The 22,431-nt window shown below is 61.7% G+C and carries 19 protein-coding genes; 8 read left to right on the forward strand and 11 right to left on the reverse strand.

Going from position 1 to position 22,431, the window contains the following annotated elements; all coding sequences use genetic code 11:
- Window positions 1-2 precede the first annotated feature (2 nt).
- The 7 genes from BLR13_RS27820 (at window position 3) to BLR13_RS27850 (ending at window position 5,499) form a co-directional block, all read left to right on the forward strand.
- Window positions 3-761, forward strand: a complete 759-nt coding sequence (locus BLR13_RS27820; RefSeq protein WP_074817331.1) for an ABC transporter ATP-binding protein — start codon at window positions 3-5, stop codon at window positions 759-761.
- On the forward strand, window positions 758-1,474 hold the full coding sequence (locus BLR13_RS27825) for an ABC transporter ATP-binding protein (RefSeq protein ID WP_074817328.1): 717 nt from the start codon (window positions 758-760) through the stop codon (window positions 1,472-1,474). Before BLR13_RS27820 ends, BLR13_RS27825 begins: the two co-directional genes overlap by 4 nt.
- A gap of 24 nt (window positions 1,475-1,498) precedes the next feature.
- A complete protein-coding gene (locus BLR13_RS27830; protein WP_074817324.1) occupies window positions 1,499-2,713 on the forward strand; it encodes a CaiB/BaiF CoA transferase family protein in 1,215 nt (404 codons plus the stop codon).
- Entirely contained in the window at window positions 2,710-3,486 is a 777-nt protein-coding gene (locus BLR13_RS27835; protein ID WP_074817320.1) for an enoyl-CoA hydratase/isomerase family protein, read from the forward strand. The genes BLR13_RS27830 and BLR13_RS27835 overlap by 4 nt, the downstream gene beginning before the upstream one ends.
- Entirely contained in the window at window positions 3,486-3,941 is a 456-nt protein-coding gene (locus tag BLR13_RS27840) for a MaoC family dehydratase (RefSeq protein WP_074817317.1), read from the forward strand. The genes BLR13_RS27835 and BLR13_RS27840 overlap by 1 nt, the downstream gene beginning before the upstream one ends.
- A 4-nt stretch (window positions 3,942-3,945) precedes the next feature.
- Window positions 3,946-4,803 carry an HpcH/HpaI aldolase/citrate lyase family protein gene (locus BLR13_RS27845; RefSeq protein ID WP_074817314.1) on the forward strand — a complete coding sequence of 286 codons (858 nt, stop codon included), beginning with the start codon at window positions 3,946-3,948 and terminating at the stop codon, window positions 4,801-4,803.
- A gap of 126 nt (window positions 4,804-4,929) precedes the next feature.
- A complete protein-coding gene (locus BLR13_RS27850; RefSeq protein WP_074817311.1) occupies window positions 4,930-5,499 on the forward strand; it encodes a carboxymuconolactone decarboxylase family protein in 570 nt (189 codons plus the stop codon).
- A gap of 1,061 nt (window positions 5,500-6,560) precedes the next feature.
- Here the strand turns inward: BLR13_RS27850 and BLR13_RS27855 are convergent.
- The 11 genes from BLR13_RS27855 to BLR13_RS42460 all read right to left on the reverse strand — a co-directional run bounded on the left by BLR13_RS27855 (window position 6,561) and on the right by BLR13_RS42460 (window position 20,885).
- A complete protein-coding gene (locus BLR13_RS27855) occupies window positions 6,561-6,938 on the reverse strand; it encodes an H-NS family nucleoid-associated regulatory protein (RefSeq protein ID WP_074831026.1) in 378 nt (125 codons plus the stop codon).
- Between the two features lie 723 nt (window positions 6,939-7,661).
- On the reverse strand, window positions 7,662-7,988 hold the full coding sequence (locus BLR13_RS40465; RefSeq protein ID WP_143039651.1) for a hypothetical protein: 327 nt from the start codon (window positions 7,986-7,988) through the stop codon (window positions 7,662-7,664).
- A gap of 108 nt (window positions 7,989-8,096) precedes the next feature.
- The gene (locus BLR13_RS27860) at window positions 8,097-8,822 is read right to left on the reverse strand and encodes a PEPxxWA-CTERM sorting domain-containing protein (RefSeq protein WP_143039650.1); all 726 of its coding nucleotides are present in this window, start codon (window positions 8,820-8,822) and stop codon (window positions 8,097-8,099) included.
- A gap of 803 nt (window positions 8,823-9,625) precedes the next feature.
- Window positions 9,626-10,150 carry a transporter gene (locus BLR13_RS27865; RefSeq protein WP_074817308.1) on the reverse strand — a complete coding sequence of 175 codons (525 nt, stop codon included), beginning with the start codon at window positions 10,148-10,150 and terminating at the stop codon, window positions 9,626-9,628.
- A 376-nt stretch (window positions 10,151-10,526) separates the two neighbouring features.
- Window positions 10,527-11,804 (reverse strand): TIGR02679 family protein, encoded by a 1,278-nt coding sequence (locus tag BLR13_RS27870; protein ID WP_074817306.1) that lies wholly within the window; start codon window positions 11,802-11,804, stop codon window positions 10,527-10,529.
- Window positions 11,801-15,979 carry a TIGR02680 family protein gene (locus BLR13_RS27875; RefSeq protein ID WP_074817303.1) on the reverse strand — a complete coding sequence of 1,393 codons (4,179 nt, stop codon included), beginning with the start codon at window positions 15,977-15,979 and terminating at the stop codon, window positions 11,801-11,803. Before BLR13_RS27875 ends, BLR13_RS27870 begins: the two co-directional genes overlap by 4 nt.
- Window positions 15,976-17,280: a TIGR02678 family protein gene (locus tag BLR13_RS27880; RefSeq protein ID WP_079585737.1), complete on the reverse strand. Its 1,305-nt coding sequence runs from the start codon at window positions 17,278-17,280 to the stop codon at window positions 15,976-15,978. Before BLR13_RS27880 ends, BLR13_RS27875 begins: the two co-directional genes overlap by 4 nt.
- 8 nt (window positions 17,281-17,288) lie before the next feature.
- The gene (locus tag BLR13_RS27885) at window positions 17,289-18,797 is read right to left on the reverse strand and encodes a TIGR02677 family protein (RefSeq protein WP_074817297.1); all 1,509 of its coding nucleotides are present in this window, start codon (window positions 18,795-18,797) and stop codon (window positions 17,289-17,291) included.
- 137 nt (window positions 18,798-18,934) lie between these two features.
- Entirely contained in the window at window positions 18,935-19,333 is a 399-nt protein-coding gene (vapC, locus tag BLR13_RS27890; RefSeq protein WP_074817294.1) for a type II toxin-antitoxin system tRNA(fMet)-specific endonuclease VapC, read from the reverse strand.
- A complete protein-coding gene (vapB, locus tag BLR13_RS27895; RefSeq protein WP_074817291.1) occupies window positions 19,333-19,566 on the reverse strand; it encodes a type II toxin-antitoxin system VapB family antitoxin in 234 nt (77 codons plus the stop codon). Before vapB ends, vapC begins: the two co-directional genes overlap by 1 nt.
- Before the next feature lie 461 nt (window positions 19,567-20,027).
- A complete protein-coding gene (locus tag BLR13_RS42460) occupies window positions 20,028-20,885 on the reverse strand; it encodes a HigA family addiction module antitoxin (RefSeq protein ID WP_349532529.1) in 858 nt (285 codons plus the stop codon).
- 94 nt (window positions 20,886-20,979) lie between these two features.
- Here BLR13_RS42460 and BLR13_RS27905 point away from each other — a divergent pair, with 94 nt between their 5' ends.
- Window positions 20,980-22,413 (forward strand): hypothetical protein, encoded by a 1,434-nt coding sequence (locus BLR13_RS27905; RefSeq protein WP_083387571.1) that lies wholly within the window; start codon window positions 20,980-20,982, stop codon window positions 22,411-22,413.
- Window positions 22,414-22,431 lie beyond the last annotated feature (18 nt).

Here is a 22,431-nt window from a genome sequence, read left to right on the forward strand (position 1 = left end):
CCATGCTGGAGATTCGCGGGCTTTCCAAATCATTCGGCGGCGTCAAGGCGACGGATAACGTGTCGCTCGACTTTGCGGACGGGTCGCTGACAGCCGTGATCGGCCCGAACGGCGCCGGCAAGAGCACGTTCTTCAACCTGATCACCGGCGCGCTGAAGCCGGACTCCGGGCAGATACTGCTTGATGGCGTCGACATGGCCGGCCGCACGCCGCCCGATATCGTACGCCATGGCATCGGCCGGGCGTTTCAGGTCGCCAGCATCTTTCCGTCGCTCACGGTGCACGAGACCATGCTGGCCGCGGTCTGTGCCGATCAGCGCCGCGCCGGCGTGCTGCACCGGCGTTTTCCATTGGCCGAAACCCGCGACCGCGCCGAGCACGCCATGGAATTGCTGGGGTTGGCTTCTAAGCGCGACCGCACCGCCGCGACGCTGTCGCATGGCGACCAGAAATTGCTCGATATCGCGCTGGCGCTGGTGCTCGAACCCAAGGTGCTACTGCTCGACGAACCCACCGCCGGGATGGGCACCGAAGAGCGCTGGCGTATGATCGACAAGGTCCACGAGCTCTGGCAGAAGCAGAAGATCACGGTGGTGTTCATCGAGCACGACATGGATATCGTGTTCAAGATTGCACCTGAGATCGTCGTGCTCTGTTACGGCCGCATTCTTGCCACCGGCACGCCGGATGCGATCCGACGTGATCCAGCGGTCATCGAGGCCTATCTCGGTACCGAGCATCAAGCCGAGGCCGCGCTATGAGCGCGCCGGCGATCGTCCAGGTCGAGGATCTCGACGTCTATTACGGCACCAGCCAGATCCTGTTCGGTGTCGGCCTGTCGGTACGGCAGGGCGAGACCATGGCGCTGCTCGGCCGCAACGGCGCCGGCAAGTCGACCACTATGAAGGCGATCATGGGGCTGGCGCCGGCCCGCCGCGGCAAGGTCACCCTGAGCGGCAGGGTCGTGTCCGGGCTGAAGCCGCACCACATCGCCCGCGCCGGCCTCGGCTTCGTGCCGGAGGACCGCCAGATTTTCCCCGAACATACGGTCGAGGATAATCTGGTCATCGGTGCCAAGAAGGGGCCCAATGGCGAGGACGAATGGTCGATCCGGCGTATCTATGACGTGTTTCCGCTGCTTGAGCCGCTGCGATACCGCATTGCGGGACGGCTGTCGGGCGGCGAACAGCAGATGCTGGCGATTGCACGGACATTGATGGGCAATCCGGCGTTGCTTTTGCTGGACGAGCCGAGTGAGGGGCTGGCGCCGATCATCGTGCAGCGGATCGGCGAATTGCTGCGCCAGCTCCGCGGCACCGGTGCCACGGTGTTGATCGCCGAGCAGAACATGCATTTTTGCCTTGGCCTTGCGAGCCACGCGACGGTTATCGACAAGGGCCAGATCGTCTACACATCCGGGATCGAAGAGCTGAAAGCCAACGATAACATTCGTCAGCGCTACCTCGCGCTGTAGCTTTCAGCCCGCCCGGGAGAAGAAATGGTCAAGGAAAACAAGCTATCGCCGACGCATGAGGCGCCGTATCGCGGGCTCCGCGTGCTGGATTTCGGCCAGGGGATAGCCTCGCCCTATTGCGCGATGCTGCTCGCCGTCTACGGCGCCGACGTCATCAAGGTCGAGCCGCCGGAGGGCGACTGGTCGCGTTTCCTCGGCACCACCTATGGCAGCCATACGACGCTTTCGGCGGTCTATAATCGCGGCAAGCGCAGCCTCTGCCTCGATATGAAGCACAAGGACGGCATCGCCATCGCACAGCGGCTGGCAAAGGACTGCGACGTCCTGATCGAGGGCTTTCGGCCCGGCGTCGCCGCGCGGCTCGGGATCGGCTACGAGGAACTGGCGCGCGACAATCCCGGCCTGGTCTATCTCTCGGTCAGTGCCTTCGGCCAGAGCGGCCCTTACTCGAAGCGGCCGGGCTCGGATTCGGTGGCGCAGGCATTTTCCGGCCTGGTGTCGATCAATGTCGGCAACGACGGCACCCCGCACCGGGTCGGCACCACGATCTCCGACGTGGTCACCGGCGTCTATGCTTTTCAAGCCATTGCGACCACGCTGTTCGCGCGTGCCACTGTCGGCACCGGGCGCTGGATCGACGTCAATCTCTGCGCGTCGACCTCGGCCCTGCTCGGCCACAAGGTCGCCGAACATATTCTGGAAGGCGGCGCGCCGCGCGCGCTCAACGTGCCCGCGGGCTCCTACCAGACCAGTGACGGCTGGATGATGGTCACGCTGGTGAACGAGCCGCAATACAAGCGGCTGTGCGCGGCCATCGAGCGCGACGATCTCGCCAGCGATCCGCGCTTTGTCGATTTCGCCAGCCGAGCGGATTCCGCCGATACATTGATCTCGCAGCTCCGCGAGGTGTTCCTGACCCAGCCGACGGATATCTGGCTGTCGCGACTGCATGCGGCCGATCTCATCGCCGAGCGAATCCTCAATCCCGGCGAATGGCTGCGCAACGCCCATGTCGAGGCGACCAGGGCCGCGGTATGCCAGGACACGCCGGGTATGGGCCCGGTCTATACGCCGCGCACGCCGGGTATCGCTAGTCTTTCGGAGGACCATCTGCGGCCGTCGCCGGATATCGGCCAGGACAGCTACGAGGTGCTGCTGCAGGCTGGCTTCGAGCAAAGCGCCATTGACGATTGGGTCAAGGCCGGCGCGGTACGTCAGGCAAAAGGAGCCGGGGCATGAGTGCGGATCTCGTTCGTTATTCGGTATCGGGCAATATCGCTGATATCATGCTGGACCGGCCGCCGGTCAATGCGCTGAGCATGGAGCTGATCGATGCGCTGCTGGCGGCGCTGGCCAGGGCGAGGGACGACGACGCGGTGCGCGCCATCGTCATCGGCAGCACGCACAAGGTATTTTGCGCCGGGCTCGATCTCGACATCGTCAGGGGCAGGCCCGGCATCGAGACCAAGAAATTCCTCGAGCGATTGTATTTCGCGCTCAACGACACCCAGTACCGCATGGGCAAGCCGACCATTGCCGCCATCGACGGCGCGGTGCGGGCCGGCGGCATGACGATTGCGATCTCCTGCGACATGATCATCGCCGGCGACGGCTCGACCTTCGGCTATCCCGAAATCGACGTCGGCCTGATTCCGGCGATCCATTTCGTGCAACTGCCGCGGCTGGTCGGCAAGCATCAGGCGTTCGGGCCATTATTCCTCGGTGAACCCTTCGATGCCGCGACCGCATTCCGCATGGGGCTATTGAGTGAAGTCGTGCCCAAGGGCACCGCGCTGGAGCGCGCCCGCGAGATTGCGCGAAAACTTGCCGCCAAGTCGCCGATCGTGATGAAGATCGGCCGCGACGCTTTTATGCGCGCGATGGATGCGGATTTTCGCCGATCGGTCGAGAACGCCGCCGAGAGTTTTGCGCTGGTGGCGACCACGGAAGATTGTCAGGAAGGCCTCAACGCGTTCGTCGAAAAGCGAACGCCCAACTACAAGGGACGGTGATGGCGGGATTATATTTCGAAGAGTTCGAGATCGGCCGGGAGTTTCATCATGAATTCTCCCGGACGGTCACGGAGATGGACAACACGATGTTCAGTCTGCTGACGATGAATCCGCAGCCGCTGCACATCGACGCGCATTTTTCCGAGAAGACCGAGTTCGGCCAGCGGCTGTTCAACAGCCTCTATACGCTCGGCATCATGATCGGCATGAGCGTCTACGACACCACGCTGGGCACCACCATCGGCAATCTCGGCATGACCGACGTCAAATTCCCAAAGCCGGTGTTTCACGGTGACACGTTGAAGGCGCATACCAAGATCATCTCCAAGCGCGCCAGCAAGTCGCGGCCGACACAGGGCATCGTCGAGTTCGAGCACACCATGACCAATCAGCGCGGCGAGGTGGTGGCAAGCTGCCGCCGCACCGGGCTGATGCATTGCAAGCCGAAGGCTTGAGCTGATGAGATCGTTCCTGTTCGTTCCCGGCGACAGCCTGCGCAAGTTCGAGAATGCCAAGAAGACCGCGGCTGATGCGCTGATCCTCGACCTCGAGGATTCGATTGCGCCGGACGAGAAGATCGGCGCGCGGAGCACGGTGCGCGAGATGCTCGCCGCGCGGAACCCGAGCCAGAAGATCTATATCCGCATCAACGCGCTCGATACCGGCATGACGCTCGGCGACCTCGCCGCCGTGATTCCCGGCCGGCCCGACGGCGTGGTCTTGCCGAAATGCGCAGGTGCTGCCGACGTCAACAAGCTGTCGCTGTATCTGGATGCGTTCGAGGCCGCTTCAGGTATCGAGAACGGCGCCACGCGCATCGTCACCGTCGCGACCGAAACGGCGCGGGCGGTGCTCAAGCTGATGGATTTTGAGAACATGAGCCCGCGGCTGTGGGGCATGATGTGGGGTGCGGAAGATCTCGCGGCGTCGCTTGGCGCCTCCAAGAACCGCACCGGCCGCCGCTACCACGGGCCGTTCCTGCTGGCGCGCGATCTCTGCCTGATCGCTGCGGCGGCCGCAGGCGTCGTCGCCATCGATACCATTGCCACCGACATCAACGATCTCGATGCGTTGCGCGAGGAGGCGATTGCTGCGCGGCAGGACGGTTTCCTGGCGAAAGCCGTGATCCATCCCAAGCATGTCGACGTCGTCAACGCCGCCTTCCTGCCGACCGACGAGGAAATCGCCTGGTCGGAGCAGGTGGTCAAGGCCTTCAACGACAATCCGGCCTCGGGGGTCGTGAAGATCGACGGCAAGATGATCGACAAACCGCATCTGCGTGCGGCCGAGAAGATTCTGGCGCTGCGCGCAAAGTAGGACACGTAGGGTGGGCAAAGGCGCCCTTGCGCCGTGCCCACCATCTATCCCCCGCGACGGTTTGAAGGGTGGGCACGCTTCACTTTGCCCACCCTAAGAAACAAGACTCACCAGGAAACAATCACCATGCGACTGACCACCCCACGGATACACCCCGTTACCGCCGAAAAATGGACCGAGGAACAGCGCGAGATCGTAGCGCCGATGCAGGCGCGCGGACGGATCATCAACATCTTCCGCACCATGCTCACCCATCCCGCCGCGGCGAAAGCCTTCCTGACCTGGGGCGGCTATATCCTCAGCCGCAAGTCGACGCTGCCGCCGCGCGAGCGCGAGATCGTCATTCTGCGCACCGGGTTCCTGTGCAAGTCGGGCTACGAATGGACCCAGCATGTGCCGATCGGGCAGAAGGCTGGCCTGACCGATGCGGAGATCGCCCGAATCAAATTGGGCGCCGATGCGCCCGGGTGGAGTGCGGCCGACACATCATTGCTGCGTGCCGCCGACGATCTGCATCGCGAGTACTTCGTCACCGAACCGGTCTGGGCAGAACTGACAAAGCATTTCAACGAGCAGCAGCGCATGGATATCGTGTTCGCGGTGGGCCAGTACACCCAGGTTTCGATGCTGCTGAACACATTTGGCGTCCAGCTCGACGAAGGCCAGACGCTGGATCCGGACTTGAAGGGATTTTGAGCGCCGACCTAATCCCGAGGAGCGGCGCAAGCGGCGTCTCGAGGGGTGGGCCGGCGGCCAGCCACATGGTTCGAAACGCGCGGAAGATGCGCTCCTCACCTTGAGACATCGAGATTGAGTTTCCTAAAGATGGATGTTGATAGCGACCGGTTTTTCTGTCGGCCCGTAGGCATCTGATAGACCGGTGTTTGCTGCGCATTACTTTGGCGCTGGGCCTCTAGGAAAGCGCCGACCGCGGCGCGCTGATTAGCGGCCCGCTGATTATCTAGGTTCATCCGGCATTGGACGTAGGCGTCCCAACCAGGTTTTGCTCCGTATGAAGCGCAGCGAGCGTCGTCGGAAGCAGATATTTGAGCAGCTTGTTCTGCCTGATACTCGGCGCAGCCTACCAGAGACAAGCCAGCAACCAACACAATCGAAATTCCACTCCGTGAGTTAGGACACGCCCGTTTCGGGAACGGATTGTGAATGTCTAGGAACTCCCGCACTGCGGGATGCAATTTACGAGTGTCTACCGTGATTGGAACACTGGCGACAGGGAATCCCAGTCGTGCAGACGCACGCGAAGGCACAAGATGCAGGCGGGGCCGCATTTCCGAAACAAAGCCGCCGCAGGCTGCTCTGGCCACACGGCGGCTCGTCGGAATCACTCCAATCAGAGCGATTTCGGGATGCTGTAACTTAGACGCCCGACGCTCCGGGTCAGGGACCGGGGAGCCTTAGCGATCAATCGCAGACGAGTACCCGCCGCGGCCCGAAGTCGGTCCAAACGGTGTGCCTGCAAAGATTCTGCCTACAACGATGACGCCGCCCCGGGCCCATCTACACTCACTTGGCGAGTGGCCTCGCTACTAGCTTCACATCTAAGGCCAGCAGAACTTCCATCACCCTGTCGACTCCCGCAGACTAGGAGACCTCCGGTCTACCCTCGACAGACTGACATGGTCGGGCTAACGCTGAGGTCCGCTTGGTGCCAACTTGCAACGTCGACGAGGGCGCAATCGTTCACTCGAAATAAGCCGCCCGAAGGTGGCTTCGATTTAAAATCCCATGATCGTAAATCAGGCAGCCATCAACGCCGGTTTCAACTTCCGGTGACTTCGCATGCGCGATTTTCCGATGAGACGCTTAGGTCGAATCTGGAAGTCCTCGAGCGTTTTCCCGGATCTGAGTTGAGCAGTTACCCACCGCGGCTGCTTACCACGGCCCGCCCAAGTCTCCGACGGTTTGTCGGGGTTTCGGTACTTAGGCAGGACTCGCGGATAGGGACGCCGTTTTCGCCCAATTTTTGCTTCAGATGCACCTGACTCTAGTAGTCGCAGTCGCTGGTCAAGTTGATTTGTTTTCGCAGGTATCTTGCGTGTCAGAACCGCATCAATTTCGAGGTGAAGAGCCCAAAGCTCGTCGATAGACATCAATTCGAAATTGGTGAGTTTCATGTTCACACCAAAAATAACGGGTCAAGCAAAGTGGCTCGGATTTATCTGTCTAGCCGAATACAACAGCTTCGGAGCACGGCTCGGTCAATAGCTCAATTGAGTTAGACTATTAGCCAAATGAACTACCCCCAACGGATGAATCGCCAACGAAAGCGCGAAAATCCGTTCGTTAGACGATGGTCAACCAAGCCGACCTCTCGATTGTTAGTTATGGTTCGCCAACTTTGACCAGCTCATTTCCGCTAAGGGTTCAAAAGCTGCCCTGACCGTCCCGAACTGCGGCTTCCGGTTTCCCCAGGAACGGACATCTTCAGACGGACGCGACATGTCCGGTTGGTGCTGGCATTCAGCGCCTTCCAACGATCTATTCAAGTGTCTGGCGACAGTATTAGCGCTCCGCCGCGCGTAATACGGGCTGGGCAGCGCGCGAAGGCAACCGGCTAGAAGAATTTGGAGGCGCGCATGCGTGGGAATGGCCGGGCGGCGGCTTGCCCAACTATAATGCGCTCATTGCGGAATGAAGCATTGCAATTTCGAGGTCGCATTGCGGAGTGTCCAGCCGTAGATCGAAACGATGGGACTGTCCGACCAGAATAGTTGATTGGTTTTCCACTCGGAATCAGAAACTCGTGCTCCGAGTTGGAAATCAGCGGGGCCTCGGACGACCCGACAGATCCGCGCATCGTTATCGAGCCAAAAAAAAGACCGCTGCGAAAGCAGTCTCTATAATCGCGCGTTCGCGCTCAAGGCAGATTGCGGTTCAAGGCGCGTGACGAAGCGCGCACCGCTCCACAATTCAACAGGAGCGTCGTCGAGCAATTGTTTGGCCCATACAATTGCATCATCATCATTCTCGCTTACGAAGGCTCGGTGCCGGCCTAAGTTGCCGGCTTGATCAACAGTTACTATGCGATAATTGGGCATTGCGCGCGCTTTAAACAAAGCCGCCAGGCGGAGTATGATCGCCTGACGGCTTCGCTGGTGTGGGCCCGGACGCTTGGGGAAAATGTCCGGTACATTGATCTTAGAGGGTTTGGCAAAGTCCGCCACCGAACTCGCGTGTTAAGCTGAATGTCGAGCGCGCGAGTTAATTCTGGAACCGAAACAAGAGAACCGCCCGAAGGCGGTCTCCGTGCAGCTGCTGATCGGGGCTGGTGATCAGGCTGCGGGAAGTGCGGGGCTCTGATTGCGACGACGGTAGGCTGCAAAACCGACGCCAGCGAAGCCGAGGATCATCATGGCCCAAGTGGAGGGTTCTGGGACTGCCGGTGCAAGATTGCCTACCGCAGGACTGGTCTCAACAAAAAATCCATCTGGGACGCTGAAAAACGGATCGACTGAGGCTGACCCGTGCTGATTTTGCATCGATACAACAAAGGCCTGCATTGCGATAAAGTAATTAACATTGGTAAGAACCGAAAAAGTCTGATCTACCGAAAATGTCGTACCACCAGAAGTGCAGGAGCTGCACGCAACATAGTTTGAACCAAATAAAAAAAGTGAACTAGAAGCGGCGCCATTGATACCCGGTGTTGAAGTACTCGCGCTTCCGGCAGCTTGAACATGCACGGACACATTAGCGCTCGGGCCCGAGAAGCGAACGTAATAATCCAGTTCAGTTTCAGCGGTTGCCTCGATCATACTAGAGCTGGATGCAAAAGTTGAAACAGACGGTGTGGCGAAGTTGTTGCTGATGCTTGCTGTCGCCCCGGAATTACTTACCGTCAGATTTGTAAGCGGCGTATATACGTCGTTGCCGACCGAGTTAATTTCCGCGAGGTTAAAGTAGGATGCTGGCGGAGGTAAAAGTACAGGAGTTGCCTTGGCGTTTCCGGCAAAGATCTGTGCGGCTAAAACCGCGGATACGAATAAAATAGGCTTCATAGCGCCCCCCAAAAAAAGAAAAATGTTTCATTTTAACGCTGCGCTGTCAAATGGTTTGCAGCGCGAAACGCAAAATCAGCAAATCGCTAGATTTAATTGTTTCGATTTAAAAGAACTGCGTGCTCTCGATAAGGCACCAAGCGCTCCCCGGGCGATCTGCCCATAGATCACCCCCTCGGGTCATGGCTCGCCCGCCGAGGTTTCGCGTCATTTAGCGCTGATAACCGGCCGTGCTTGCCAGCAAAAGTGCCGAGAGACCACTCAGAGCAAGTGCTTTCTTGTCCATCGATTCTTCCCAATTGATTTCAGCTATTCAGATGGTTTCGAGTAATCTTGACGCCCGCTAAGCACTTTAGTTCTAAAACAGTCCATCCGGTCCAACGGCAGCGAGATTCAAAAGAGGAGCACTGAGGTAGCGCATTGTCGCGAGGTCGTCGGTTTATTTCGTTCGGGTGACCGTCGCTTTAAAATTGGCGTCAACTGTTATCGTAGTAACTGTTGGCAGCCCGAATAGCAGGGGGTCATCCCGGAAAAGCCGCTCGAACCGAATAAATTCTCCGCCCACCGTGCCGGCAGGCGTACCGAAATAGGATACGCGCTGCGAAGAAAGAATCATTGCGCGCCTTCGGGCAATCTCGACTACTGCACCGTTAGCGCATGTTCCATCTAGTGCTCTTAATCCAGGGCATCGTTGGGTTTGAGCCGAGACGACAGAAGACGCGGCGACCCACAACACGGTGGTCAGGACGAGACATTCAAGCAATCGCCGTGCCCGCTGCATGCGCGAGGCCCCTTCCATCTTTTTAGAATTGACCATGAGCAGCTAATCCTCCTGACCAACCGGTATAATGAAGGCCTGGCGGCTCCAGCATTCGTTCGCTCACGAACTGTGCGGGAAAGCCAAATTTCTGAAATTCGACAGGCAGAAACGGACCATCTTGCTGCACCACCCAAAAATGAGCCAGTCGAAAATCAAACTTCAATTTATCGGTGGCTGCGTATGCGAGCGCGATACCCGCGGACTGCTTGAGCTTGGCGGGTACAAACTGCTCTTGCACAGCATCGTAAGAATTGGCGTTTCTATATAGCAAGCTATAGTTTACTCCCACTTTGAAACGGTTTGTCACCATGTAATTGGGCTGCGCGGATAGGATGAATACATTGCTGTTGGAGTTTTTGAGTTCGTCGACGAGCGAACCGAGTACCGGATCTGCCACTTTATCGCGCCCGAGATAGCTCCACGACAGGTTGCCTTCAAAGTTCCAGCGGTCGTTGATCCCGTAAACGGCCACGGCGTTGGCGACGAACCGATTGCCCTTCCGGCCCACTGGGGCTCCATTCTGCAACAGGTCGGTCTGCCATGTATGCAAAGGATCCGGCAATCGTGAGGTTTTGTATTGCTGTTGTGATCGTGCCGTTAGCGGTGAATGTATCGCCGGGCTTGACGCGCTCCATCGCGTCGAAGATCCCTGTCGTAAGATCGACTGCCTCTCGCGTGCCGGACTTGAGCCCCATGACATGGGGCACGCTCCGTTCCCACATCAGGAGGTTGCCGTCGAAACCTAGACCGTAGCTTACCCCGACGGGCGAACGCGCGGCAAGCCGCGCAGGGGATGCACCAGCACCCGCAGGCTTTCCGCAGGTTCGAATCGTATCGGGCGCGCCAAATTGCCACCATTCAGAATAAAACCGCGAACCCGGTTACTATGCGGCCCTGAGATCCTTCAACAATGAAGCGGCTAGAGCTTCTTCAGCTATGGAGAGTTCATGTCGCTGCATGGCCGTCATCAACCCTTCGTCCCAAAGGGCGCGGGCAGCCTTTCCCGTGAGAGCCTGTCCAAGACCTGAGGCCCCTTCGACGGCGGCCTCGTAGTCGCTCGCCCCAAAGCGCCAGGGTTGGGCGCCGTGCTCGCACATGACGTGGTTGCCGATCCGCACTCCCGGCCAATCGAAATCGCCATGATAGAAAAGCTGCGCCCGCGCTTTAGCCAGTTGCGACAGCAGGCATCGCTGTGCTGCGGCGGGCATGCCGTCAGTGCAGACTAGCGGCGCGCAATCGGAGCCCCAGTGATCCGCGGCGATCGCGACCAGGTTGGGATTCTCACAGACATAGACCCTGCAATCCGCCACGTCCCACGACGGTGGAGAGCGCAACAGCGACCGCAGCGAAGCGTAAACTGGTTCTCCCGGCGACTGGTAATTTCCCGCGTCGCGCACGGGAAGGTTCAGGAACAGCACCGGGCGCGCCAATTCATTGACCAGCACGCCGGCCTTGGCCCAGACGTCGCGATCGCGCTCAGCACCACCGCCCAGCTCCAGTTCGCCGTCTCCCGTCGGCTCGCTATCGACGTCATCATTGCTGTAATCAGTCCGAGCGATTACCTGACGCCAGACCGTCAGTGCCAAGGTTGCCGTGGGCTGTCCGCTGTCGAGCGCGTGGGCGTCGCCCAGCACGTCGGCTGCCAATTGCGAACGTGTGATGCCGCTCGCGGGCAGGCGCTGCAATACTGCTTCGACACGGCGACAGAGTTGGAGCGCCGCCGGTGGGCTCTGTCGTGCAAGGCGCTTGAGAAGCCCGATGCCCGCCGGGGCCTGGAGCAGTCCGATCAGTTCGCGGTGAGTGCAGCCGCCCAGCACATCCGACCACATCGTTTGCAGCTCAAGGCGCGTCGTGGCGAGATTCGCAATCGGGCCATCGAGTTGTTCAAGTGCGTCGCGCAGCGAAGCGGCGATGCCGGCATTCTGGAAGGCGGTATCGATGAGGCGAACGTCGACCTGTAAAGAATTGGTGTAACGGAGCGGACGACCGAGTAGAGAAGCCAGTGCGGCATGTTCCTCCGCGGTGAGCTTGCCGATGCGAAAGTTTTCAACCGTGGCGTCGAGCGGTGCCCGTTCGAAACGCTGACGCAGGCGCTTGCGCAGCAAGGCGTAACGGTCACCGCCAAGCAGGCGTTGCAGGCGTGGGTCGGTCGAAGAAATCATGTCGGCGCAAACCTGCGATCTGGATCGTCTTCGCGTGTCTTGGCGCGACCGTCCCAGCTCCAACGCGACACGAACACCGCGTCGATGCCTTCACGCCGCTGCAACTGGCAAATGGCGACGCCGGGCAGTTCGGCATAGCAGGCCCACTCACGCTCACTGGTGATGACGAAGTCGAGATCGAACTCGCGGATCAGCCCCATGCAATGGGCGCGTGCGGTATCATCGATGCCGGCGAACGCTTCATCGAGTAGCATCAGGCGCGGCGCCAGCGCGTAACTGCCCTGACTGTAGAAACTGGCGACCGCGGCGAACAGCGGCACGGTGAGGCCGAGCGCCCGCTCTCCGCTGGAGGCCGGACCGGAGAGTTTGCGCCAGTGCCCGTCCTGCCAGCGCTCGACGCGAAAGCGGTGCCAGCGGCGATAGTCCAGCGCGCGGGCGAGTTGCTCGATCAGGCTGCCGCCCACATCCTTTCCGGTGCCCGAATCGGCGCGCTCGCGCTCGGCGGCGATGCGCTGCTGCAACATCGCGCCGACCACTCTCCGGTCGTCAGCGGACCAAAGGTCTGCACTGGTGTTGAGTAGGCGTTTGCGCGCTGCTTCGAGGCCGACCGGAGCACCTTCTTCTTCCGCCAGCGGCTGCCAAAGCAGACGATAGCGTACCCCGGTGGATGTCGGGCGATCGTGCAATTCTCTATTGATCGCATCGCGCTGAGTTTCGGCCGCCTGCAGCAGGCGCTGCACTTCGGAGGCGATTTCGGCCTGCAGATGGTTCTCCAGCACCGCGCGCTCGTTCGCCGTCAGCAGTTCACTGCGCTGGGCAATCTCTTCGGCGAGGCGCGCGGCAAGGCGGTCCGGCGGTTCGGGTCGGTTCTGATAGACGACGCGGACGATAAGCCCCCAATCGCTCTGTTCTGCGTGCGCCTGGTGGCCGAGTGCGCTGAGGGCGCGTTGCAGCTCCGTCAGGTCTTCGCCGATCTGCCGTTGCAGGCGTGTCCAGGCGTCGTCGTCGTCCTTGAGTTCGGATAAGGCCTGTTCCGCGCGGCGAGCCAGAGTAAGCGCGGGGTCGATCGTCCACGGGCCGCCCATGTCAGGCAGGTCGGCTTGGGGTAGCGCAGCCGCGAGCAGGCCGGTGGCCGAAAAGTGCTGGAACTTCGCGATCGCTTCGGCGCGCGCGTCGCTGCGTTGTCCGAACACAGTGCTCGCAGTCGCTGCCTGTTCGTGCGCGACCGCGCGCACCTCGCCGGATTTGCTTAGGACGTCGCGCGCGAGCGTTAGTGCGGAATTGCTGGCCTCGACGGCGGTGCCGGCATCGGCCAGCCGCCGTTGCAGCGCCTCGACCCTGGTGCCGACGGATCCGCGCAACACCTCGAACCGGACGGCGGCTTCTCCCGCCTCAATGCGGGCAGCCGCAAATTGTTCATCCTGCTTCTTCAGATCGTCGCGGGTTTCGTTCTCGCGGTTGCGTTGCCGCTGCAACTCGGGCAGCGCCAGACGCACCTCGTGAACAGCCTGGGTGAGGCGGAGTTGGGCATCGTGATAGTGGTTCAACGCCATCTCGACCGCCGGCAATTCGGCTGATAATGCGGGAAGGCGCAGATCGACGGCGTCGGCGGCGAGTCGTTGCCGCACCGTCTGCAGGGCTTGTGCGGCCTCTTGGTATCGAAGATCGGCCTCGCTCAATTGCTGGCGGGCGGTCCGGGCCTCGCGCGCACTGGCGGCCGCAGCAAGATGGGCGTTGCGCAACGCCTCTTCGAAGGGAACCAGACGCCATTCATCGGCGGCTTGGTCCTGATCGCGCGTGAGTTGCGCGTCCATCGCCTGGATCGCAATGAGTTCATCGGCGATTTGTATTAGGCGGCCGGCCACGTCGGCCAGTCGCTGCTTGCGGGCCGCGGCGCGGGCCGCACGGCCGATATAGACCGCCGCCGGTTTGGCCCAGGCTCCGACCAGCGCGGCAAGCCGAAAGCGACCGTCGGGGGCGACCCAAGCTTCGCTGTCCGCGGGATCGTCGTCGGTGCAGGCGATGCCGGACAGCAGGCGTTCGACGAGCGCGGCCGGTACGGCGCTATCGGCGGGCGTGTCAGCGTGCAGCCAACCAACGAGCGAGAGCTCATGCGACCGTCGCTGCAGCATCTGGGTGTCGTGCAACAACTCCACTCCGTCGCCGGCCTGCAGGTGGCCGTCGGGCGAGACCCATGCGTCGAGCAGGCCGGCGGCTTCAAGCGCGGCCTCGAGGCCGGCGCGCTGAGCGGCCGTGACCTCTTCGCGAAAATCGACCAATTGCCAGAGCGGCGCACCCTCGCGTGCACCTCTGGCATCGGCGCTACGCGTATGCGGGTGGGGCGGCGTCGCATCGACGCCGGCTTCGAGACGGCGGCGTTCGTCTTCGAGGGTGTTGAGCTCTGTCTCCAGCGTCTGGCGTTGGCCGTCGAGCAACACGCGACGCTGCGCCAGACGCAGGCTGGCGTGCTGCTGCGCCGTTTGCACGCAATGTCGCGCCGGATTGTCGCCATCCAGCCCAGCAACCCAGTCGGCGAGGGCCGTGAGCGCTGCGCGGCTGTCGTCGTGGCTGACCTGCAGTTGCTTCAGGCTGGCGAAGTAGCGCTCCCATGCCTGAATCAGGTTGCTGCCCTCGTGATCGACTTCCGTATCGGCTTGCTCGCGTCGTTTTGCCGTGGCCTCTACGGTGCCCTGTCTTTCTTCACGCGTGTTCTGGCATCGTGTATGCAGGGCTTCGGCCTCCGTCACCTCGGCATGTCGTCGCCGCAACAATGCGATCTGTTCGCGTCGATCAACGATCAAGGTACGAAGGTCGCCGCATGCATTGTCGAAGGCTTGTGGCGTCAATGCGACCAGATCGGCGGCGGCGAGCGTTGCGAGCGGGCTACCGGCGTGCAGGCCGGCGATACCTGCCGCCTCGGCATGCGTCGCGCTGTTCTGACGCAACTTCGTCATCACACGTTCGGCTTGCGTCATGCGCTGGACGGCGTGCCCGGTCTCCTCAGTGCTGCGCTTTAATCGCCGTCGCACCTCATCGACCGCCGCGGTGGCGACTTGCAGCGCATGCTGCCGCGCCAAAGCGTCCCGCTCGGCGGATTCGAGACGGTTCGCGTCCTGCATGGTCGGGTCGGCGCGCAGTATATCAAGCCGAGCCTGCTCGCGCTTGAGCGCAAGTTCCGCGTCGTCGTGAGTTATCCGGGCGAGCGCTTCCGCGGTCTCGGCCGTCTCGAGCCGTGCCTGCGCATCGGCGCGCGCCCGGCTTGCGCTGTCGAACTCGGTCTGGGCCTGGCGCAGCGCGCGGGCCTGCCGCCGGCTCTGGGTGCCGGCGTAGATCCGGTAGCGCTGGTCGAAGCGCTCGACGGCTCTTGCCAGCGCCTGGTATTCTTCGAGTTGGCGGCGATCTTCCTCCAACTGGCCCAGAGCCTCGGCGACGTCCCCAAGCAGTTCGGGTGCGAGCGGCGGCAAGGCCTCGGTGAGTGCGTCCGAGAGCGCGGTTTCGTCGGGCTTTTTCGACAATTGCGGCTGACGCAACTGAATCAGCGTATCCATCAAGGCGTCGTAACGCCTGGTGCCGAGGTGGAACAATCGCTCATCGACCGCGCGCCGGTAGCTGACGGCGGTATCGAACACCTGGCCGCGGCCGTGCAGCGCGTCGCGCAGGCGTTCCCGGGTCAGGACCACGCGCTGATCGCTCATCAGCCAGATATCCTGATTGATGCGCGGAGCGCCAATGGAATCCTCCAGCACGAAGAACCAGCTGTCCACCTGGGGACGCGCAGCGACCGCGGCAAGCCCGGCGCCGAGTGTGAGGTAATGCGGCGTTCCGTCGTCGGCGAGGCGGCCGAATTCGATCCAGGCGTAGCCGATGCGCCGGTCATAGCTGCCCATCAACAGATTCCAGGACATCTTCTTGCCGCTGTCGCCGTCAGGTTCGATGCGCGAGGACTTGAGCTGTGCATCGAGCAAGAAGGGCAGCGTCAGCGACAGCACCTTGGATTTGCCGGTGCCGTTGTTGCCCCGCAGCAGCAGATGCCCGTCGCGAAACCAGAACTCCTCGCTGTCGTAGTGAAACAGCTCCACCAGTCCAAGGCGCAAAGGCTGCCAGCGTTGCCGCGTCGGGATCGGCAGCGCGGGTCTCTCGGAGAGTGCAGCAAATGAAGCCGGCCGGTCGTTCATGTCGGACCGACCAGGGCATTGTCAACCGCGGTCGGTACGCCGCGTGTTTCACGAAAGTTGCGGACTTCGGCATCGCCGAGCGCGAAACGGGCGAGCGCCGGGCGCGGGTAGACCGTCTCGGCATCTCGCACTATCAGTTGAAGCTTTTCCAGCCGATCAAGGGCGATCTCGGCAAGCTCGCGTTCGGCGCCGGGTTCACGCGCAGATTTGCGCCAATATTTGCCATAGCGGGGCTTGCTCTCGCGCAGGTAATCGACGACGTCTTGTTCCCTGATCACACCAGAGAATGGTTGGGTCGCGCCAGCGGGATCCGTCTGCCGCTGCCTGTAAACGGTGGCCAGGAACTCCGCGACCAGCAGCGTGACATGGGCATCGGTGCCTTCGGCGGGCATCGCCACATCTGTCAGCGAGCCAGCCTCATCGACCAGCGCCAGACCTTCGGCGCGTTGCTCCGCGACCAGGCCGGTTGCGTCGGACAGGCGGGCCGCCATGGCGCCACGCTGGTTGACAAAATAGGCCCGGGACTCCGCGTCTAGTGTGTCGGTATAGACTACCGGATCGTCGAGCAGCCGCCGTGCCAGTTGGCGGCGCAGAACAGTGCGTCGGCCCTCATCGCTGTCAGCCACATGCTCGTCGGCCAAGGCATGTAGTCGCTGGTCGAGCGTGACCGGCGCATCCTCCGGCCGGAAAGTCGACGGCCCGCGCACGGCGGCCAGCATACCGGCGAGCGCGCGGCGCTGCACGTCGTAGAGCGCATCGGCCTGATCGCCCCCGGCATGCACGAAGGCGTCTTCGTCGCCGGCGATACGCTGCAGCACGCCCAATTCGAGCAAGGTGCGGCAGACCGCCACCAGTTCACGCCGCTCGTGAGGAGCGCCGAGCGTGAAGCCGAAGCCGGAAGCCGTCAGCGTCGGTTCGGCGGCGAATTGCAGCAGCCGCTCACCCAGCAGTCGCAACGTGATCTGCGGGTCGGCGCGTTCGAGCACCGCGCAAGCCAAGCACAGCAGCACGTAACGGCGGCGATCATAAAATGGCAAGCCGCGCATCGTGCTGGCGAGGTCCGCCGGCCGCTTATAAAGTCGAGCACCCTCTTGTTCGACGTGCAGCGCCCAGCCGGTTTCGCGCCCAAACCAGTCGCGCAGTGCGTCGGCCTGACGGCGGATCGCCGGAAAATCGTCGTGGTCCGGACTCATCAGCGGTGTCATCAGCAGGGCGCGCACGGCGCTGCGAAATTCCTCGTTCTGGAACCGACGCTGTTGCTGGTCGATGCTGCGGCTGTCCCTACCAACGCTGGCGGCCATCGGCTGTCTCATGTCGGCGTGATAGTGATCAAATGGTCGCGCCCTGCAAATACGCCCCGCGGCGTACTGATCACAGCGCGGCTATCGACTGCGAGTGGCGTGAGGTTGATATGCAATAATCCGTCGCCGGTTCGCCGTTCGGCGCTAGTGTTCGGACCGGCCTGTTCGGTCAGCACCTCACCGAGCAATCCCAGGAACAGACCGAAGGCATGGATGTCCAGCTCGTCGAGATCTGAAAGGCGTGTGGGCTTACCGGTGGCGAGGTGCTTGCGCGCCGCCTCGACCTGCAGCGACTCCTCGGCGAGTTCGCGCGCCAGATGTGCGCGGGCCTCACCGCGATCACGCACCCGGGGCATCGCGCCGCGCGGCGCGGCCTCACCGTATTCGCGTAGCCGCGGGTGAATCGTCAGCGGTGGCGCGTCGGCCCAGCGTGTCGAGGCCGGTAGATCGGCGTCGGCGTCGGGATTCAGCGAGAAATGTCGTGCCGGGTTGAGCGCGAAGGCTGCGCGCGCCAACCGGTGCGCCTCGCCGTCGTTGCCGCAGGCAGCGAACCAGCCGGCGAGCATGCGGAAATCCGCGGAACGGTCGCTGCGCCCGCTGCGGCGCTCGTTGAGCGCGGCGATCGCTCCCAGCAATTGCGGAATTGCCGACCGTGCCCTCGCCCGCAACAGTTCGGCTTGCGAGGGTTCGTGGCCGGTACGGAAGAACCAGCCGCGCAGACCTCTCCAGCGTTCGCGCCAAGCATTCAAGTGAAGGGTCCGCGCGTCGGCCCGATCCTCCGCATCGCCGGGGGCTGCATCGCGTGCATCGCGCGCGGCGACCTGCTGCAGTAATGCGTCAATGCTCGGTTCCAGGGCGAGGATATGTCTGGCGATGGTGTCGGAGCGGCGCACCAGATCGCCCATGAACCGCTCCAAATAGTCGATCAGCTGGCGTTTGTAATTCGCCACCGCAATCGCCTCGGCATGCTGCAACTCGATGCTGCGCGCGACGCCCGCCATGAAAGCCTGCGCATTTTCAGCAAGACCCTCGAAAACGCGGACCAAATCCCGCAGTGTTTCGTGGATCTTCGCGACGTCGGCTTCGGTTTCGTCAGCCAGCGTTTGAAGCGCCTGCAACCGGTTCGCTATGTCTTCAAGCGCGACCGTTTGCAGTTCGGCGCGCCGTTGCAGTGTTTGCACGAAAAGCACCAGCGCCGCTTCGACAGCCTCCCCGCCCTGCGAGAGACGATACAGGAAGCGTGCGCGGTAGAAATCGCTGAGGCTGGAAACCCGCGCCGTGTCAGGATGCGACTCAAGATTGCCCCAGGCGGCAAGCTGGGCGAGCGCGGTGTTGACGTCTTCGATGCGGGGCGGAGTGTCAGGCCAACGGGCTTCGGCAAGCACCTCGTCGGGTCGGAGCTGCAGGCGATATTGCCGTTTGGCCGCGGCGAAGACATCCATGATGCAGCGGTAGAAAGCGGCTTTCTCGGCACTCACATGCCTGAACAGCTCGGCTGAATCGCTCACGGCTCGCATGGGCTTTTTCCCAAGGGTCTGCCACTGGAATTGCCAGTTCGCACGATATGTTAATGCATTTGCCCGTTCGCTGCAGCCATATTGGATTACGTCCACGGTTCCGGGGGTGTGCGCGGCCGAGATGCACTTTGCTTCGGTCAGACCCAGTTCTCAGCCCTGATCCCTGGCATGCGCACAAACTCGCGCATGTTGTTGGTGACGATGATCAACCCTTCGCTGCGTGCGTGACCGCCGATCTGCATGTCGTGCGGGCCGCAGGGCGTTCCCGCACGTTCCAGCTCCGCTCGAATCTGGCCGTAGTGCGCCGCCGCTTTGGCCTCGAACGACAACACTTCGAGACGCGCCATGAAATGTTCAATGGCCGTCAGGTTCTCGATGCGACTTGCTGATTTCTCCGCACCATAGTGCAACTCGCCGAGTGTGATGCTCGAGATGCAGAGTTGCTCGGCCAGTGAATTGAATTTCTCCCGTAGGTTCAACGGATAATTCTTCATCACATATATACAGATATTGGTGTCGAGCATGTAGGTGAGCATCAGAGCGGCTCGCGCTCCTCGGCCGGTGGCTGCTCGCGCTCGGCCATGAAATCCTCACTCGCGCGTGGACCGTTCTGAAACAGATCGTCCCACCGTTTGCCCTGCGGCACAATCACTCGGCTGCGACCGATCTTCAAAATATCGACCTGATGCACGTCCTCCGGAAAGGCGACGGCCTTGGGCAGTCGCACGGCCTGGCTGCGATTGCTGGTAAACACCGTGGAGCTTGTCATGGTGTCCTCCCCTATGTATATCCAATTGGGATATACATATATGAGCTGTTGTATTTTGCAAGGGGCGCTTAAGGGTCGGGTTGTTGGGCCTGCAATGGCTCTCAGGCGATTTGTTGTGAGATATCGGGTCCGTGCGATTTGTTATTCGGTGAGGTTAGTCACTTCGAACGCCCCCTCAAGCGCTGCACGATAATCAGGGCGTCATTAATTACAATGTAATTTCAATGACATAAGGGTTCGCTGTTTTATTCTGAATGGCGCGCCAAATTGCCACCATTCAGAATAAAACTGCGAATCCTGCGCGGATGTGGTTCGCGGTTTAGCCCGATGCGGCGAAGGTCGCGTCGCTGAAAGCATTCGCGGCGGGAGGATATCTCGCCGTCTAAACCAGGCTTTGGATGTCGCATCGGGTATCAAGCTATAGGCTGCAAGATACCCGGTACGCGCGATTTGCGTCGCTCTCACGCCGCCTCGTAAGACGCAATCTTCCTGATCTGCGGCGCGAGCACCTCTTCGGCCGTTTCGAGATCGAAGCGCGCCTGAATGTTCATCCAGAACGCAGCGCCGGTCTTGAAGTACTTGCCGAGCCGCAGCGCGGTGTCGGCCGTAACGGGCTTTTCTTCGCGCGCGATGCGTTCGATCCGGGTGCGCGGCACGTTTAGCGCGGCCGCGACCGCGTAGGGTGTCAGCTTGAGCGGAACGAGAAATTCTTCCCGCAGGATTTCGCCGGGATGAATCGGCGGAAGTTTCTTTGCCATGCGATTTCCTATTCGGCGGCCACATTCGGCCGGGTCTGGCGAGTGATAGTCGATTATCTCCACGTCTTCGGGACCCGCATCGGTCCACTTGAATACGACCCGCCATTGATCGTTGATGCGGATAGAGTGCCTACCGGCCAAATCGCCCTTAAGAGCTTCAAGGTGGTTGCCGGGTGGCGAGTTCAAGGCCTCAAGAAAGGCGGCGGCGTCCACCATAATCAGTTTCCGGCGCGCTACCCTGGCGAGATTTGCCGGGAAACCCTTCGGGACCATGCGGCCCTGAAGGATCGGCTCGGCAAATTTCCCCTTGAAGCTCCTGATCATGGGCGCAACGTATCCCATCAGGATACTCATTGCAAGACCTTCGTATCTCGATGAGATACCACTGGCGACGCCAAGGGCGCCGATTTTGTGAGTGGATATCGCCGGCTCTGAAAGGAACGAGGCCAACTCCCGGCTATCATTGCAAATGATTCGCGGAGGCGCCTCGATGAGCCGAGCCCAGACAAAATCCTCGCCGACGGATGAGCATGCGAGACGGATCGCGCAGGCGATCGCCAAGGGGCGGCCGCCCCCATTCAATGATGCCCTCGAGCGGTACTGCGAAAGCTCCCCACGCGAAATTTTTGCCGCTTTCACGGGCGCGGCTCGCCACATGCCTCCGGCCGGTGACGATGAGCCGCTTGCGATCGGTTATCTGTTTCTGCTGCAGCGGCTGCTGGAGCATCTACGTTATCGCACCGATCGGGGCTACGCGGACGCAAGCCAGCTGATCGCGGATTTTCAGGCGGACGTCGTCGCGCAAGTCGAGGCAGGAAACGTCGATGGGCGCATGCTCGATTTCGTGGGAGGAGCCCTGCATCAGTCGAAAATCCCCACATCGCCGGAGTTTGCCGCGGCGTTGGCAAAGCAGCCCGTCGATCGGGACGAGGACGGACCGCTTCCGGCCGACGTCCACGGCGCTCTCGCCGGCATCCTGGATGCCTGCGACGGCGATCCGTTCATGACCGTCGGAGCGCTAACGGAAAGCGGTCATTCCATGCCGGAGGACGCCCGCGGCGCTCTGGCCGGCGCCTTGGCGCTTGCTGGTATCCCCAAAGCGCGCAGCGCCGCGGTTCTGTTCCTGCTCGATCCAAATTCGACGGTGCGTCGCGCGGTTGCCGGAGCGCTTGCGCAGGTCGGCGCCTCGCTGACGCCGACAGAGGTTCGGCGGTTGATCGCGATGCGCAACTGGCGACCCGAGAACGAGCGAACCGAAGTCGACGCGATCATCCGCAAGGCGCGGGCGGCTGGGATCGATTGCGCGCCATGGGAGGCGGGCAGCGTCGAGGCAATCGTCGCTACGACCGTCGATGGCGCCGCAACGCAGGGATTCCTGCTGATATCCCCGGTCGGACGGAAAAAGCGGATCTCGTCGGTCCTGACCAAAGGCGGGATTGCGGATGCCTGGAGCGGCGAGCCGGAATCGCGCCGCCAGATCGAGATGAGCCTCGCCGCCGCCGGGATGGAAGCCCCTACGCTTGCCGTATCCCGTTCCTATCTCGACCGTTCCGTGGCGCACCATCTGGCGCTCAGCATCGAGAAACGGGAAGCGCCGCCGTTCGGCCTGCTGCAAGTCGCCGAAACGATCGGCGGTGCCGATTGGCAACCCGCGCGTATGGCCTTTGGTGAAACGCTCGCCGGGCTGATCGCCGAGGTCCCCAAGGCGATGTGGGAACCCGCCACGCTCGCATCGGTGCTGCGGAAGAGCAACGAACTTGCCGAGCTGGAGGCCGTCTCACAATCCTGGTTCGAGGACGACTCGCAGGTCGCCCAAGCGGTGGAGCACGCCCACGGCCGTGGTCGCGCCAAACTTGCGACCTATCTATTGCAGAGCGTCATTGCGCGACATCGCGATAGATGGGCCGACGTTGTTTTGCGCACGGCCCTATGGATGCGCGAGGCTCCTCCGGAGGCCGGCCTGTGCTGGCGCCAGCTCGCGATCGTTGCAAAAGCGCTCGCGGACGGACGGGATATGACCGAGATCGGATTGATGCGCGATATCGCATTGCGGACGATCGCGGTGCTCAGGGACGCTGGGCGGATGTGAGCGAGCCGCTGACGCGTT

The organism is Bradyrhizobium ottawaense, assembly GCF_900099825.1.
GTDB lineage: Bacteria > Pseudomonadota > Alphaproteobacteria > Rhizobiales > Xanthobacteraceae > Bradyrhizobium > Bradyrhizobium ottawaense_A.

Coding starts and splice junctions, on each gene's coding strand:
- BLR13_RS27840 (WP_074817317.1), top strand. CDS start 3,486: ATGGCGGGATTATATTTCGAAGAGTTCGAGATCGGCCGGGAGTTTCAT.
- BLR13_RS27905 (WP_083387571.1), top strand. CDS start 20,980: ATGCCTCCGGCCGGTGACGATGAGCCGCTTGCGATCGGTTATCTGTTT.
- BLR13_RS27830 (WP_074817324.1), top strand. CDS start 1,499: ATGGTCAAGGAAAACAAGCTATCGCCGACGCATGAGGCGCCGTATCGC.
- BLR13_RS27820 (WP_074817331.1), top strand. CDS start 3: ATGCTGGAGATTCGCGGGCTTTCCAAATCATTCGGCGGCGTCAAGGCG.
- BLR13_RS27875 (WP_074817303.1), bottom strand. CDS start 15,979: ATGAACGACCGGCCGGCTTCATTTGCTGCACTCTCCGAGAGACCCGCG.
- BLR13_RS27855 (WP_074831026.1), bottom strand. CDS start 6,938: ATGAAACTCACCAATTTCGAATTGATGTCTATCGACGAGCTTTGGGCT.
- vapB (WP_074817291.1), bottom strand. CDS start 19,566: ATGACAAGCTCCACGGTGTTTACCAGCAATCGCAGCCAGGCCGTGCGA.
- vapC (WP_074817294.1), bottom strand. CDS start 19,333: ATGCTCACCTACATGCTCGACACCAATATCTGTATATATGTGATGAAG.
- BLR13_RS27860 (WP_143039650.1), bottom strand. CDS start 8,822: ATGAAGCCTATTTTATTCGTATCCGCGGTTTTAGCCGCACAGATCTTT.
- BLR13_RS27835 (WP_074817320.1), top strand. CDS start 2,710: ATGAGTGCGGATCTCGTTCGTTATTCGGTATCGGGCAATATCGCTGAT.
- BLR13_RS27880 (WP_079585737.1), bottom strand. CDS start 17,280: ATGGCCGCCAGCGTTGGTAGGGACAGCCGCAGCATCGACCAGCAACAG.
- BLR13_RS27845 (WP_074817314.1), top strand. CDS start 3,946: ATGAGATCGTTCCTGTTCGTTCCCGGCGACAGCCTGCGCAAGTTCGAG.
- BLR13_RS27825 (WP_074817328.1), top strand. CDS start 758: ATGAGCGCGCCGGCGATCGTCCAGGTCGAGGATCTCGACGTCTATTAC.
- BLR13_RS27870 (WP_074817306.1), bottom strand. CDS start 11,804: ATGATTTCTTCGACCGACCCACGCCTGCAACGCCTGCTTGGCGGTGAC.
- BLR13_RS27885 (WP_074817297.1), bottom strand. CDS start 18,797: ATGCGAGCCGTGAGCGATTCAGCCGAGCTGTTCAGGCATGTGAGTGCC.
- BLR13_RS27850 (WP_074817311.1), top strand. CDS start 4,930: ATGCGACTGACCACCCCACGGATACACCCCGTTACCGCCGAAAAATGG.